Annotated in this window: 9 protein-coding genes and 2 rRNA genes; 8 read left to right on the top strand and 3 right to left on the bottom strand. The window is 36.7% G+C overall.

The window, feature by feature from the left end; translation table 11 throughout:
• Positions 1-47 precede the first annotated feature (47 nt).
• Positions 48-1,835 (top strand): ABC transporter ATP-binding protein, encoded by a 1,788-nt coding sequence (locus tag EM308_RS11570; protein WP_035637753.1) that lies wholly within the window; start codon positions 48-50, stop codon positions 1,833-1,835.
• An 89-nt stretch (positions 1,836-1,924) separates the two neighbouring features.
• On the opposite strand, the gene EM308_RS11565 is transcribed toward EM308_RS11570, so the two are convergent.
• Entirely contained in the window at positions 1,925-3,091 is a 1,167-nt protein-coding gene (locus EM308_RS11565) for a proline dehydrogenase family protein (protein ID WP_035637755.1), read from the bottom strand.
• Between the two features lie 92 nt (positions 3,092-3,183).
• Here EM308_RS11565 and aroB point away from each other — a divergent pair, with 92 nt between their 5' ends.
• From aroB to EM308_RS11525, 7 genes are all read left to right on the top strand, one after another.
• Positions 3,184-4,251, top strand: coding sequence for a 3-dehydroquinate synthase (gene aroB, locus EM308_RS11560; protein WP_035637757.1), 1,068 nt, complete (start codon positions 3,184-3,186; stop codon positions 4,249-4,251).
• Positions 4,252-4,544: 293 nt separating this feature from the next.
• Positions 4,545-5,942: a type III PLP-dependent enzyme domain-containing protein gene (locus tag EM308_RS11550; protein ID WP_035637761.1), complete on the top strand. Its 1,398-nt coding sequence runs from the start codon at positions 4,545-4,547 to the stop codon at positions 5,940-5,942.
• Between the two features lie 137 nt (positions 5,943-6,079).
• Positions 6,080-7,051 (top strand): deoxyhypusine synthase family protein, encoded by a 972-nt coding sequence (locus EM308_RS11545; RefSeq protein WP_035637763.1) that lies wholly within the window; start codon positions 6,080-6,082, stop codon positions 7,049-7,051.
• Positions 7,052-7,060: 9 nt separating this feature from the next.
• A complete protein-coding gene (locus tag EM308_RS11540; RefSeq protein ID WP_035637764.1) occupies positions 7,061-7,459 on the top strand; it encodes a hypothetical protein in 399 nt (132 codons plus the stop codon).
• 85 nt (positions 7,460-7,544) lie between these two features.
• Positions 7,545-9,656, top strand: a complete 2,112-nt coding sequence (gene recQ, locus EM308_RS11535) for a DNA helicase RecQ (RefSeq protein ID WP_035637765.1) — start codon at positions 7,545-7,547, stop codon at positions 9,654-9,656.
• A 464-nt stretch (positions 9,657-10,120) separates the two neighbouring features.
• Entirely contained in the window at positions 10,121-10,486 is a 366-nt protein-coding gene (locus EM308_RS11530) for an ISAon1 family transposase N-terminal region protein (protein WP_035640510.1), read from the top strand.
• Positions 10,467-11,450: an ISAon1 family transposase gene (locus EM308_RS11525; protein WP_051877907.1), complete on the top strand. Its 984-nt coding sequence runs from the start codon at positions 10,467-10,469 to the stop codon at positions 11,448-11,450. Before EM308_RS11530 ends, EM308_RS11525 begins: the two co-directional genes overlap by 20 nt.
• Positions 11,451-11,587: 137 nt before the next feature.
• Here EM308_RS11525 and rrf read toward each other — a convergent pair.
• Positions 11,588-11,697: ribosomal RNA gene (gene rrf, locus EM308_RS11520) — 5S ribosomal RNA — on the bottom strand.
• 197 nt (positions 11,698-11,894) lie between these two features.
• A 23S ribosomal RNA gene (locus EM308_RS11515) occupies positions 11,895-14,779 on the bottom strand.
• Between the last annotated feature and the right edge of the window lie 105 nt (positions 14,780-14,884).

Raw genomic sequence — 14,884 nt, 5'->3', positions numbered from 1 at the left:
GTTATCATCTTCTTATAGCCTTACATTTGTATTATAAAACAACTGTAATGGCACGATTCCAAGAAAATGATTTACCAAAATCGAAAATTACCGCAAGCTCCTTGCAAAAAGCAATCCTTATTTTCAAATATGCCGACAATCATAAATGGAAATTTTATCTCGGATTGATATTTCTACTCTTAACTAGTGTTACTGCCCTGGCCTTCCCAAAATTTATGGGAATGTTGGTTGACTGTGTTCACAAAAAAGATGGACACTTGGCAAATCAAATAGCACTTGGCTTAGGATTGGTCTTATTACTGCAATCATTATTCTCTTTTTTCAGACTTTCTTTATTTGTTAATTTTACCGAAAACACATTAGCAAATGTTCGTTTGGCCTTATATACCAATTTAGTCAAATTACCTATGTCGTTTTTCTCCCAAAAACGTGTTGGTGAATTGAACAGCCGAATAAGTAACGACATCACCCAGATTCAGGATACATTAACCACAACAATAGCCGAATTTTTAAGACAGTTTATACTAATTATCGGAAGTTTTGCAATGCTCGCCAGTATCAATATCAAATTGACTATTATGATGGTTTCGGTAGTGCCATTGGTTGGTGTTGCAGCTGTTATTTTTGGAAGATTTATTCGAAAATATTCCAAAAAGGTACAAGACCAGGTAGCCGAAAGTCAGGTGGTTGTAGAAGAAACAATGCAAGGAATTAGTATTGTTAAGGCTTTCGCCAATGAATGGTACGAAATTGCCCGTTACAAGGCAAAGATTAAAGAAGTCGTGAAAATGGGAATCAAAGGAGGCCAATTTAGAGGTTTCTTCGCTTCCTTTATTATTATTTGTTTGTTTGGAACCATTGTGGCCGTAGTTTGGTACGGAGTACAATTGAGTATCGCTGGAGAAATTACAGTTGGACAATTATTTACCTTTATATTATACTCAAGCTATGTTGGTGCATCATCAGGTGGAATTGCCGAGTTATATGCACAAATGCAAAAAGCAATTGGCGCTACCGAAAGAGTTTTTGAATTATTAGATGAAACACCAGAAGCAATCAATGCAAATTTGCATATTCCTTCGATAAATAAAATCAAAGGAGATGTAACTTTCAACAATGTTGCTTTTAGTTACCCAAGTCGAAAAGAAGTAAAAGTCCTGAAAGACATCAATTTTTCTGCAAGTTTTGGTCAAAAAATTGCTCTTGTAGGACCAAGCGGAATGGGAAAATCCACTATTGCTTCATTATTATTACGTTTCTACGATATTGATGGAGGTAAAATATTGATTGACGGAAAAAATATTTACGATTATGACCTAGAAAATCTTCGAGGAAATATGAGCATTGTTCCTCAGGATGTAATACTTTTTGGTGGAACCATAAAGGAAAACATAGCTTACGGAAAACCCAATGCCACCGATGAAGAAATTATTACGGCTGCCAAACAGGCCAATGCTTATCTATTTATAGAAAGTTTCCCTGAAAAATTTGATACAGTAGTTGGCGAGAGAGGGATCAAACTTTCGGGAGGACAAAGACAACGAATTGCCATTGCACGTGCTTTATTGAAAAACCCATCTATATTAATTTTGGACGAAGCAACTTCGTCTTTGGACAGCGAAAGCGAAAAACTGGTTCAGGAAGCACTAGAAGTCTTGATGGAAGGAAGAACAAGTATTATTATTGCCCATCGTCTTTCCACAATTCGTTCTGCCGACCAAATTTTGGTGCTTGATAACGGAAGAATCAGTGAACAAGGAACACACAATGAGTTGATTAATCTAGAAAACGGGTTGTACAAAAACCTAAGCAATTTACAGTTTAGCAATTCATAGGTTAAAAACATACTTTCAAAAAAAAAAAAAAAAAACCATCTGGAATTCGTTCCAAATGGTTTTTTTGCATTTAAATAAAACTTTAACTATTATAATTTTCTTCTGCTGCGTTCTGCTTTAATCATCGAAAGTTCACGACTGGTTTGTCCTGCTACTGATGTGTTTTCTTCGGCACGTCGAATCAAATACGGCATAACATCCTTTACTGGACCAAAAGGAAGGTATTTGGCAATATTGTATCCGCTGTTAGCCAAATTATAACTGATGTTATCACTCATTCCATACAATTGTCCAAACCAAATTCTATTATCGTTATTTGAAATTCCTTTGGCTTTCATCAATTCCATTAATTTGTAAGAACTCAATTCGTTATGAGTTCCTGCAAAAACAGTCATCGTGTCCAAATGCTCTGTCATATATTCAACGGCAGCATCAAAATTGATATCCGAAGCTTCTTTTGAAGAACATATTGGTGTCGGATACCCTTTTTCTATAGCACGCTCATTCTCTTTTTCCATGTAAGCCCCTCGAACCAATTTCATCCCGATGAAGAATCCTTCGGTTTTGGCCAATTCATGTATTTTTTTCAAATAATCCAGACGATCCCAACGGTACATCTGAAGTGTATTAAACACGATAGCTTTTTCCTTGTTGTATTTGCGCATCATTTCTGTAACTAAATCATCGGCGGCATTCTGCATCCAACTTTCTTCGGCATCAATTAACAACGCAACATCTTTTTTATAAGCTTCGTTACAAACCAAATCAAATCGGGTCACTACCCTATTCCACTCCGCTTGTTCATCTGGAGTCAAAATTTGTTTTTCTCCCACTTTTACATAAAGATCCAAACGACCTAAACCTGTTGGTTTAAAAACTGCAAAAGGAATGGCATTGCGTTCTTTGGCAAATTCAATAGTTTTAAGGGTCATCTGAAGAGCAGCGTCAAATTGGTCATCTTCTTCTTTACCTTCAACAGAATAATCCAAAACCGATGAAACTCCTTTGGTATACATTTTATCAACAACCGATAAACAATCATCTTCATTTACTCCACCACAAAAATGATCAAAAACGGTAGCACGAATAAGGTTTTCAACTGGTAAATTAGCCTTTATGGCAAAATTGGTCACAGCTGTTCCAATGCGCACAAGTGGTTGGCTGTTTATTAATTTAAATAAAAAATAGGCTCTTTCGAGTTCAGTGTCACTTTTTAATGCAAACGCAATTTGTGTGTTATTGAAAATATTATCCATATTTTGTTATATTTTTTATGCAAATATAAAGAGACTAAGCCATTAATATTATCAAAATTTGCCTTATTTTCGCCTAAAAATAAATTAAAATCATGCAATCGATTCAAGCCAATAATTATCCTGTTCATTTCAACGAAATAGGTTACGAAAAACTAAACCAACATCTGAAAGAGAATAAATATTCAAATCTGTTTATTATCACGGACACAAATACAAATGAACATTGCCTGCCTAAATTTCTTCCTTTACTGGAAACAGATTTAACCATTGAAATTATTGAGTTTGAAGCGGGAGAAATAAATAAGAATATCGAAACCTGCATCGAAATTTGGAATGTTTTGACTGAACTGGGTGCCGACAGAAAAACACTTATTATTAATGTAGGCGGCGGTGTTGTAACCGATTTAGGAGGTTTTGTAGCTTCTACTTTCAAAAGAGGTGTCGATTTTATTCACGTTCCCACAACCTTATTATCTATGGTGGATGCTTCTGTAGGTGGCAAAAATGGAGTGGATTTAGGAAATTTAAAAAATCAAATTGGAGTTATCAATACTCCAAAAATGCTATTAATTGACACTCAATACCTTCAAACTGTTCCTCAGAATGAAATGCGATCTGGTCTCGCCGAAATGCTAAAACACGGATTGATTTTTGACAAACCTTATTGGGAAGCTTTTTTAGATATAAAATCAATTGATTTTAGTGGTCTTGACGAACTGATTCATCGCTCTGTCGAAATCAAGAATATCATTGTGATGCAGGATCCAACCGAAAAAAACATTAGAAAATCATTGAATTTCGGACATACATTAGGACATGCTATTGAAAGCTATTTTTTGGAAAATGAAGAAAAAACGACTTTACTTCACGGTGAAGCCATAGCCGTTGGAATGATTTTGGAAAGTTATATTTCGTTGCAAAAAAACCTAATTTCATCTGAAGAATATCAACAAATAAAAACAACCCTAAAATCAATATATGATGATGTGGTTTTTGAGGAAAATGATATCGATCCTATTCTTGAATTGTTGATTCACGACAAAAAAAACGAGTACGGCATGATCCAATTTGCATTGATTGAAGGCATCGGAAAAATAAAAATCAATCAATCTGTTGAAAACGAGTTGATTTTAAAGGCTTTCGAGGATTACAAATCTTAGTTTTTTTTTAATAAAAGGATTGCTTTGCTTTTATTTTATTTTTTACATTTGCGCCAATGAACAAAAAACAAAATACTAAAAGATTTTCTACCAAAAAGAACAGTAACAATAGGTCTTTCCTAAGATTATTGAAACGCTTTTATGGCATAAAAGGTAATTTTAGTTTTGATGTTTTTCAATATTTCAGGGCCGACTACGAAAAGTTGCAAATTATTTATGCAAATATTAGAGTTTGAATTTATACTAATTCTGTTTTTTTTTAAATTTAATTATTATAAAACTCTATAGGACTAATGAATACAAAATATTCTGACTTAATAAATCAAACATATTACTTCCCTCAGGAAGAATTCAAATTAAACAAAGACAATCTTCAATTTCACAATATCGATTTGATGAAATTGGTAGAAACTTATGGTACTCCTTTAAAGTTTACCTATTTACCTCAAATTTCCAACAACATCAACAAAGCCAAAAGCTGGTTTCGTAAATCGATGGAAAAAAACAAATATGAGGCGAAATACTACTACTGTTATTGCACAAAAAGCTCTCATTTTGAATATATTATGAATGAAGCTTTCAAGAATAATATTCATATTGAAACATCTTCCGCTTTCGATATTAATATCGTTGAAAATTTGTTAGAAAACGGAAAAATAAACAAAAGCACATTTATCATTTGTAATGGTTTCAAAAGAGATCAATACATTGAAAATATTGCAAGATTGGTCAACAACGGCCATAAAAACACCATTCCAATTATTGATAATTACGAAGAATTGGATTTATTACAGGGAGAAATAAACGGAAAATTCAAAATTGGAATCCGTATTGCTGCCGAAGAGGAACCAAAATTTGAATTTTATACGTCGAGATTAGGTATTGGATACAAAAACATAGTTCCTTTTTATAAAAAAGAAATAAAAGAGAATAAAAATTTGGAACTGAAAATGTTGCACTTTTTTATCAATACAGGGATCAATGACAATGCTTATTACTGGAATGAACTTGTAAAATGTATCAAAGTTTATGTTGCTTTGAAAAAAGAATGCCCTACCCTTGATAGTTTAAATATTGGTGGTGGTTTCCCAATCAAAAATTCATTGGCTTTCGAATACGATTACCAATATATGATTGATGAAATTATCAATCAAATCAAAATTGCCTGTGACGAAGCAGAAGTAGACGTACCTCATATTTTTACTGAATTTGGTTCATTTACCGTTGGCGAAAGTGGAGGTGCAATTTATCAGGTTTTGTATCAAAAACAACAAAACGACAGAGAAAAGTGGAATATGATTGATTCTTCTTTTATCACCACTTTACCGGATACCTGGGCAATTAACAAACGTTTTATCATGCTGGCAATCAATAGATGGAATGACACTTATGAAAGAGTTTTATTGGGAGGAATGACCTGTGATAGTGATGATTACTACAATTCTGAACAAAACATGAATGCCATTTATTTGCCAAAATACAACAAAGAAAAACCATTGTATTTAGGGTTTTTTAATACAGGAGCTTATCAGGAAACTATCGGTGGTTTTGGAGGATTACAACACTGTTTAATTCCACAGCCAAGACACATTTTGATTGATCGTGATGAAAATGGAATATTAGCAACAGAAGTATTTTCGGAGCAACAAACCGCTGAAGACGTATTAAAAATATTAGGTTATAATAAATGATATTTTTTTTGGTTATAATAAATAATCATTAAAATTTGAGATTCTGAAAATTGATATTTATAAATTTCTTTTATTTGTATCACCAAATCTCTGATAACCTCTTTAAAATTTAAACAAAAAAAGAAAAGAAAAAGAAAATGAGTAAAGGACCAATAAGTCAATTTATCGAGAAACATTATTTACATTTTAATTCTGCCTCTTTAGTTGACGCTGCAAAAGCATACGAGCAGCAATTAGCCAATGGTGCAAAAATGATGGTAACTATGGCTGGTGCTATGAGTACTGCCGAAATTGGAAAAATTTTTTCCGAAATAATTCGTCAGGATAAAGTTCAGATTATTTCCTGTACAGGTGCCAACCTTGAAGAAGATATTATGAATTTGGTAGCACATTCACACTACGAAAGAGTACCACATTATCGTGATTTGACTCCGCAGGACGAATGGGATTTATTGGAAAGAGGATTGAATAGAGTTACAGATACTTGTATTCCTGAGCATGAAGCGTTTCGCCGTCTTCAAAAACACATTTACAAAATCTGGAAAGATGCTGATGACAAGGGAGAAAGATACTTTCCTCATGAATTTATGTACAAAATGTTACTTTCCGGAGTTTTGGAAGAATATTACGAAATTGACTTAAAAGACAGTTGGATGTATGCTGCTGCCGAGAAAAATTTACCTATTATTGTTCCTGGATGGGAAGACAGCACAATGGGGAATATTTTTGCATCTTATGTAATAAAAGGAGAATTGAAAGCTTCTACAATGAAATCAGGTATAGAATACATGACTTTCCTATCTGATTGGTACACAAAAAACAGTTCAAATGGAGTTGGATTTTTCCAAATTGGTGGCGGTATCGCTGGTGATTTCCCGATATGTGTAGTTCCTATGCTATATCAGGATATGGAAATGCATGATGTTCCGTTTTGGAGTTATTTTTGTCAAATTTCAGATTCAACGACTAGCTACGGTTCCTACTCCGGAGCAGTTCCTAATGAAAAAATTACTTGGGGTAAATTAGATATTAATACTCCTAAATTCATTATTGAGTCTGATGCTACTATTGTGGCTCCATTAATTTTTGCATATTTGTTAGATCTATAATAATTATTTATGAAAAGAATAATAGTTGATTACGCCAAATTGACCAACGAAATATTGAATCTTTTGGTCGAAAAATTCCCTGATGGTTATGATGATTCTGACATCATTAGATTCAGAAATGCCAAAAATGAATTAATTGAAGCAGTAGAAGTTAGAACTGAAGACACTATTTATTTGGTAAAAGTAAGTACTAAATTAGCAGACAGAATTGGGAATTTTGATGACGATGATGAAATTGATGATGTTGTAGAACCAATCAGCGGAATAGAATTGGATGTTGAAGATGCTGATGATGATGACGAAGATGAGAATCTAGACAAACCGGAAGTTGATGGTGATGATGAAGACGAAGACACCGATGAAGACAAAGATATTACTGATGATGATGACGAAGATGACGAAGATTAATTCGTTCAATTTCATAAAATTTAAAAGGAACTCAATATTGGGTTCCTTTTTTTATTAAATTTATGTTTTTAATATATACGCCAAAATGACATCAGAAACTTTACACGCCAAACTAAAAGAAAATTTTGGGTTTGAAAAATTTAGACCCAATCAGGAAAATGTTATCAATTCCATTTTATGTGGAAAAGATACGCTGGCAATTATGCCTACCGGAGGCGGAAAATCGATATGTTTTCAACTTCCTGCCTTACTCTTTCCGGGAATCACGATCGTTATTTCGCCATTAATCGCCTTGATGAAAGATCAGGTTGACAGTTTGAAAACCAATGGAATAGCCGCTTGTTACATCAACAGCAGTCAAACTTCAGATGAACAACAACTTCTCATCGAAAATTTAATCAACCAAAAACTCAAACTGGTTTATCTTGCTCCAGAAAGTTTACAATTTTTAGAAAATGTCATTAATCAGATAACTGTGAGCTTGATTGCTATTGACGAGGCACACTGTATTTCGGCTTGGGGTCACGACTTCCGACCGGCATATACCAATTTGGGATACCTGAAAAACCGCTACCCTTCTACTCCTATCCTCGCATTGACTGCGACTGCCGACAAAGCGACACGTACTGATATCTGTGAACAACTACAACTAAAAGATCCAAATATTTTTGTATCGTCATTTGACAGAAAAAATTTGAGTTTGGAAGTCAGACCTGCTTTGGATCGTGTCAAACAAATTATAGATTTTATAGAAAACAAACCAAATGAAGCGGGTATTGTTTATTGTTTAAGCAGAAAGACAACCGAAGAACTCTCAGAAAAATTACAAAAAAAGGGAATTAATGCCAAAGCATATCATGCGGGATTAGATAATAAAATTCGTTCCAAAACTCAGGATGGTTTTATCAATGATGATTTTCAAGTGGTTTGTGCCACAATTGCTTTCGGAATGGGAATCGACAAATCCAATGTTCGTTGGGTTATTCATTACAATTTACCAAAAAACATTGAAGGTTATTATCAAGAGATTGGCAGAGCAGGTCGTGATGGATTACCATCTGAGACAGTTTTGTTTGAAAGTTATGGTGATATGATACAGTTACAAAATTTTGCTTCGCAAGGTTTGAACTCCGAAGTACAACTAGCAAAGTTGGAAAGAATGAAACAATATGCTGATGCGTTGAGTTGTCGTAGAAAAATTTTACTTTCCTACTTTGGCGAACTGGTTTCCGATAATTGCGGAAACTGTGATATTTGCAAAAATCCGCCAGCATTTTTTGACGGAACCATTATTGCCCAAAAAGGACTTTCTGCGATAAGCCGTCTAAAAGAAACAGAGACATTACCAGTAATAATTGATTTTTTGAGAGGTTCTAAAAATGCTTCTATTTACGACAAAGCTTATCAAAATTTAAAAACTTACGGAGTTGGTGTGGATATTTCATGGTACGATTGGAATCAATATCTTATCCAACTAATAAACTTAGGATATTGCGAAATTGCTTTCCATCAGCAGAATAAAATAAAGTTAACCCCTTTTGCTAAAAAAGTACTATTTGATGGCGAAAAAGTTAAGCTAACTAGCATTCAAAAAATTAATAATCAACCAATTGAATCCAAAACTACTAAAACTAAATCATCTACAAACTCCCTTTTTGAATTTCTACGAAAATTACGAGCAGAAATTGCAAAAGAAGAAGAAGTTCCTGCTTATGTAATTTTTAATGACGCAACATTAAAACAGTTTGAAATTCACAGACCAATGAGTGATAACGAATTTCTAGCAATAGATGGAGTTGGAAAAGCTAAATTGGAAAAATATGGCGATGTTTTTATAAAAGCTATTATTGAATTTCAAAAAATTAAAAAAATAAGGGCAAAAAAAGAAAATACTACTTATAAAGAAACTCTGGAATTATTTAAACTTGGAATGTCCGTTGAAGAAATTGCTACCAAAAGAAAATTGGGTATTCCTACAATAATTTCACATTTAGCTAAATTATACGGTGATGGTCATCCTATAAATTTGAGAAATTTTATAAATGAAGAAGAAATATCAAAAATTGCAGAAGCAAAAATTAAACTAAAATCTCCAAATGCTTTAAAACCGTATTTTGATTTTTTTGAAGAACAAATTTCATATGACAAAATCAGAGTCGGTTTAACCATCCTCGAAAAAGAAAATCAAATATCTTAATTTTAGAACCAAAAAACTTCTGACTTATTCTATAAATTCAATAAAAACAGTTCTAATATTTTTTGGATCTATTCCTTAGAAACACCTTTTGTCAATAGGAAATATAATAATATTTATTTTCAAAAAATAATCACTTAAATCGGGATCATTTTCATCAAAAGTATTTGGGCGTGCCACCATTAGTAAAAGGGGGCAACATATTGTAACGCATATTCGCCCCCTTTCCCTAATGCTGTCGTGCTGTACGCGTTACTTCGGTAACTTGCTTCCATCACTCACGCGAGCACGGTCACTAAAAAAAGTATTCATTTCTGATCATCCCCAAACATCAATCTCTTCCCATTGAAAGTAAACCGGATTTCTATGCATAAATTTTACTTCCCCACAGGGTTTTAGGGGATTAAGACGAAAAGTTGTGGAGAAATTTAAAAATCTAGACATTTGTCATTTCATATTATATGCCAATGCAAGATTCCTTTATCGACTTACTTAAATTGTTATTACCTGAAATAATTGTAGATTATTTTGAACTTACTTCTTATGAAAAAGGAGATGAGATACTTCATCTGTACCTTAGAGAGATTAATTCAGTTCCTAAAGAATACAGGGCGTCTAAATTAAGTTCAAAAGGATTCTTTGATGAGATAACGGTGCAGGATTTTCCTATCCGAGGACACCAAGTGTATTTGCATATCACTCGCAGAAGATGGCTTAACCAAGACACTGGAAAAGTGGTGTTTAGAGATTGGAATTTAGTAGCGGACGGCACTCGAGTAACACAAGAGTTTGCGTCTTTTTTAAAAGAGATCAATAGATTCCAAACCAAATGATTGTAATGCCATTGCCTCTTTCTATGGAGTTTCAGGTAGAAATTTACAATATCAATACAAAGAGTTTTTAAGTAATTTCAAAGCTTGGGATCAACTCAAACATGCGGAAAAATGGCTTCTCTTTCCCCAAAACATAGGCAAACGCTTGTCAATAGATGAAACTTCCCTTTCCAATGGCGAACTATATACCGTTGTAACCAACAAAGCGGCTAAAGGAAGAAAAGGAACCATAGTTGCTATGATTGCTGGAACTAAAGCGGAAACGGTAATATCTTTCATTGAACAAATCCCAATCAAACAGCGCAAGCAAGTCAAAGAAATTACTTTGGATATGGCAGCAAATATGGGATTAATAGCCAAGAAATGTTTTCCAAATGCAATTCAAGTCACCGACCGTTTCCATGTTCAAAAACTAGCACTAGACGCTTTACAAGAAATCAGAGTAAAATACCGTTGGCAAGCGATAGACCTAGAAAACGAAGCTATTGAGAAGGCTAAAAGCAGTAAAATTAAGTACGAATCTCAAATGTTATCAAATGGAGATACCAATAAGCAATTATTAGCCAGAAGCCGGCACTTTCTCAACAAAAACAAGTCTAAATGGTCAAAAAGCCAAATAATTAGAGCTATATTATTGTTCGATTTATATCCTGAAATCCAAAAAGCATATGAATTAGCTCAAGACTTAAGAAACATCTTCGAGAATACACAGAATAAAATTATTGGACTCTCAAGATTGGCTAAATGGCACGAGAAAGTAAATCAATCCGGATTTAAATCCTTTAACACAATCTCACGATCAATAGAGAATCACTATCAAACAATCTTGAATTATTTTGATAACAGAAGTACCAATGCTTCAGCTGAATCTTTTAATGCAAAAATAAAAGCGTTTAGATCTCAATTTAGAGGGGTTAGAAACATTGGATTCTTCCTTTTCAGGCTAACCAATATCTATGCATAAATTTTACTTCCCCACAGGTTTTGGGATTGATCCATTTTCAGTCCATTGCTCTACCATCTGAGCTAAGGTACCAATATTATTTAACTATTTTATAAAAAATCCCGTCTCGAAATAAAAACGAGACGGGTTTTTTAAAAGAAAGGCAGCGACATACTCTCCCACAAAATTGCAGTACCATCTGCGCAGGCGGGCTTAACTACTCTGTTCGGGATGGGAAGAGGTGAGCCCCGCCGCAATAACCACCTTAAGGTTTTGCTTGAGGGTTTAAGGTTTAATTTTGTTTAAAGTTGTTTAACCAACAACCTCAAACTTTAAACGTTAAACTTTCAATACAGCTACGCTGTAAATATTTTAACATACTGAGATAAAGAACATAAAAAGTGTTTTAGAAAGTTTCTTCTCTCTCTCGTCTCGTTTAGAACGAGACCAGAGAGAGAAAAGGGTGTACATAAGCTTACGGGTTATTAGTACTACTCGGCTATGACATTACTGCCTTTACACCTATAGCCTATCAACGTGGTCATCTTCCACGACCCTTAAAAGAAATCTCATCTTGTGGTGGGTTTCGCGCTTATATGCTTTCAGCGCTTATCCCTTCCAAACGTAGCTACTCTGCGGTGCCCCTGGCGGGACAACAGATACACTAGAGGTTTGTCCAATTCGGTCCTCTCGTACTAGAATCAGATCCACTCAAATTTCTAACGCCCACAGTAGATAGAGACCGAACTGTCTCACGACGTTCTGAACCCAGCTCGCGTGCCACTTTAATGGGCGAACAGCCCAACCCTTGGGACCTTCTCCAGCCCCAGGATGTGACGAGCCGACATCGAGGTGCCAAACCCCCCCGTCGATATGAGCTCTTGGGGGAGATCAGCCTGTTATCCCCGGCGTACCTTTTATCCTTTGAGCGATGGCCCTTCCATGCGGAACCACCGGATCACTATGCTCTACTTTCGTACCTGATCGACCTGTATGTCTCTCAGTCAAGCTCCCTTATGCCATTGCACTCTTCGCACGGTTACCAAGCGTACTGAGGGAACCTTTAGAAGCCTCCGTTACTCTTTTGGAGGCGACCACCCCAGTCAAACTACCCACCAAGCAATGTCCCCCACAATATGGGGTTAGGCCTCAGATAAACAAAGGGTTGTATTTCAACAATGACTCCACAACGCCTGGCGACGCCACTTCACAGTCTCCAACCTATCCTACACATCATTTATCCAAGGTCAATACTAAGCTATAGTAAAGGTGCACAGGGTCTTTTCGTCCCACTGCGGGTAAACGGCATCTTCACCGTTACTACAATTTCACCGAGCTCATGGCTGAGACAGTGTCCAGATCGTTACACCATTCGTGCAGGTCGGAACTTACCCGACAAGGAATTTCGCTACCTTAGGACCGTTATAGTTACGGCCGCCGTTTACTGGGGCTTCAATTCAATGCTTCTCCGAAGATAACATCTCCTCTTAACCTTCCAGCACCGGGCAGGTGTCAGGCCCTATACTTCATCTTACGATTTTGCAGAGCCCTGTGTTTTTGATAAACAGTCGCCTGGACCTCTTCACTGCGGCCTCGTCTTACGACGAGGCGACCCTTCTCCCGAAGTTACGGGTCTATTTTGCCTAATTCCTTAGCCATGAATCTCTCGAGCACCTTAGGATTCTCTCCTCGACTACCTGTGTCGGTTTGCGGTACGGGTACTAATTACCTGAAGTTTAGAGGTTTTTCTTGGAAGCCCTTAGGCGCACTATCTCTTTGTCCGAAGACTCCGAGTACTATCGTATTTCACCAAAATCTACGGATTTGCCTATAGATCTTATAGCTAGGTACTTCAACGAACTATTCCGTCAGTTCGCGGCGCTTTCATCACTCCGTCACCCCATCACAGTAATCAGTAGTACGGGAATATTAACCCGTTGGCCATCGACTGTCCCTTTCGGGTTCGCCTTAGGTCCCGACTAACCCACAGCTGATTAGCATAGCTGTGGAAACCTTAGTCTTTCGGTGTGCGGGTTTCTCGCCCGCATTATCGTTACTTATGCCTACATTTTCTTTTCTGTCCAGTCCAGCTCTCCTTACGAAAAACCTTCAACCCTGACAGAATGCTCCCCTACCACTTGCAGTTGCCTGCAAATCCATAGCTTCGGTAATATGTTTATGCCCGATTATTATCCATGCTCGTCCGCTCGACTAGTGAGCTGTTACGCACTCTTTAAATGAATGGCTGCTTCCAAGCCAACATCCTAGCTGTCTGGGCAGACAAACCGCGTTCTTTCAACTTAACATATATTTGGGGACCTTAGCTGATGGTCTGGGTTCTTTCCCTCTCGGACTTGGACCTTAGCACCCAAGCCCTCACTGCATAAAAACATTATATAGCATTCGGAGTTTGTCAGGAATTGGTAGGCGGTGAAGCCCCCGCATCCAATCAGTAGCTCTACCTCTATATAACTTATAATATGCGCTGCACCTAAATGCATTTCGGGGAGTACGAGCTATTTCCGAGTTTGATTGGCCTTTCACCCCTACCCACAGGTCATCCGAAGACTTTTCAACGTCAACCGGTTCGGACCTCCACACTGTGTTACCAGCGCTTCATCCTGCCCATGGGTAGATCACACGGTTTCGCGTCTAACACTACTGACTAAAGCGCCCTATTCAGACTCGCTTTCGCTACGGATCCATGGCTTAACCACTTATCCTTGCCAGCAACGTTAACTCGTAGGCTCATTATGCAAAAGGCACGCCGTCACCCAACTAATGGGCTCCGACCGCTTGTAAGCGTATGGTTTCAGGATCTATTTCACTCCGTTATTCACGGTTCTTTTCACCTTTCCCTCACGGTACTGGTTCACTATCGGTCTCTCAGGAGTATTTAGCCTTAGCGGATGGTCCCGCCAAATTCAGACAGGGTTTCACGTGCCCCGCCCTACTCAGGATACCACTATCTATTACATTCATTACCCATACGGGGCTATCACCCTCTATGGCGTCACTTTCCAGTAACTTCCGGTTCTGTTTGCATAAAATATCGTGGTCCTACAACCCCAACATTGCCGTAACAACATTGGTTTGGGCTAATCCGCGTTCGCTCGCCACTACTTACGGAATCACTTTTGTTTTCTTCTCCTCCGCCTACTTAGATGTTTCAGTTCAGCGGGTTTGCCCACCTATCGGTGTACTATGTCTTCAACATAGTGGGTTGCCCCATTCGGATACCTGCGGATCAATCGGTGTGTGCCCGTCCCCGCAGCTTTTCGCAGCTTATCACGTCCTTCTTCGCCTCTGAGAGCCTAGGCATCCCCCATACGCCCTTATTTTGCTTATTGTACTTACGGTTTATTGTTTTTTGTTTATCGCTTATCGTTTTGTAACTACAAACTAAAAACTATCAACAACAAACGCATTTGTTCTTTCTACTTTTTATTATTTCT

Origin of the sequence: Flavobacterium gilvum, from assembly GCF_001761465.1 — a bacterium.
GTDB lineage: Bacteria > Bacteroidota > Bacteroidia > Flavobacteriales > Flavobacteriaceae > Flavobacterium > Flavobacterium gilvum.
This window is presented reverse-complemented; position numbering and strand designations above follow the sequence as displayed.

What these genes read in the sequence shown, in the direction of transcription:
- EM308_RS11570 (WP_035637753.1), top strand. Translation starts at nt 48, where the DNA reads ATGGCACGATTCCAAGAAAATGATTTACCAAAATCGAAAATTACCGCA.
- EM308_RS11565 (WP_035637755.1), bottom strand. Translation starts at nt 3,091, where the DNA reads ATGGATAATATTTTCAATAACACACAAATTGCGTTTGCATTAAAAAGT.
- aroB (WP_035637757.1), top strand. Translation starts at nt 3,184, where the DNA reads ATGCAATCGATTCAAGCCAATAATTATCCTGTTCATTTCAACGAAATA.
- EM308_RS11550 (WP_035637761.1), top strand. Translation starts at nt 4,545, where the DNA reads ATGAATACAAAATATTCTGACTTAATAAATCAAACATATTACTTCCCT.
- EM308_RS11545 (WP_035637763.1), top strand. Translation starts at nt 6,080, where the DNA reads ATGAGTAAAGGACCAATAAGTCAATTTATCGAGAAACATTATTTACAT.
- EM308_RS11540 (WP_035637764.1), top strand. Translation starts at nt 7,061, where the DNA reads ATGAAAAGAATAATAGTTGATTACGCCAAATTGACCAACGAAATATTG.
- recQ (WP_035637765.1), top strand. Translation starts at nt 7,545, where the DNA reads ATGACATCAGAAACTTTACACGCCAAACTAAAAGAAAATTTTGGGTTT.
- EM308_RS11530 (WP_035640510.1), top strand. Translation starts at nt 10,121, where the DNA reads ATGCAAGATTCCTTTATCGACTTACTTAAATTGTTATTACCTGAAATA.